Source organism: Streptomyces xanthochromogenes (assembly GCF_014650455.1).
GTDB classification, from domain to species: Bacteria; Actinomycetota; Actinomycetes; order Streptomycetales; family Streptomycetaceae; genus Streptomyces; species Streptomyces xanthochromogenes.
Map to the genome: position 1 here is coordinate 1 of NZ_BMUZ01000051.1, position 607 is coordinate 607.

Annotated in this window: 1 protein-coding gene; it reads right to left on the reverse strand. The window is 65.9% G+C overall.

What is annotated here, in order from left to right; all coding sequences use genetic code 11:
• Positions 1–607, reverse strand: a 607-nt coding sequence (locus IE267_RS39325) for an FG-GAP repeat domain-containing protein (protein ID WP_189766579.1), incomplete at both ends; no start/stop codon positions are given.

Here is a 607-nt window from a genome sequence, read left to right on the forward strand (position 1 = left end):
GAGGCGGTGGTCGTTGACGTAGGTGCCGAAGCCGGTGGCGACCTTGTGGAAGTCCTTGAAGCCGTCGCCGGTTCCGGTGCCGAGGGTGAGGCTGCCGTCGGTTTCGACGGCGAGGATGTCGGCCTTGCCGTCGCCGGTGATGTCGCCGAAGCGGAGGCGGTCGTTGTTGACGTAGCTGCCGTAGCCGCTGGAGATGGTGTGGTAGTTGGTGAAGCCGTCGCCGGTGCTGGTGGCGAGGGTGAGGGAGCCGTTGTTTTCCAGGGCGATGAGGTCGGCTTTGCCGTCGCCGGTGACGTCGGCGAGCTTGAGGCGGCTTCCGGTGAGGTATTCGCCGAAGCCGGTGGCGACCTTGTGGAAGTTGGTGAATCCGTTTCCTGTGCCGACGGCGAGGGTGAGGGATCCGTCGCTTTCGACGGCGAGGAGGTCGGCCTTGCCGTCGCCGGTGATGTCGGCTGCCTTGAGGCGGCTGTTGTTGACGTAGTCGCCGTAGCCGCTGGAGATGGTGTGGTAGTTGGTGAATCCGCTGCCGGTGCCCTTGGCGAGCGTGATCGTGCCGTTCGTTTCCAGGCCGATCAGGTCGGCCTTGCCGTCGCCGTCCGCGTCGACG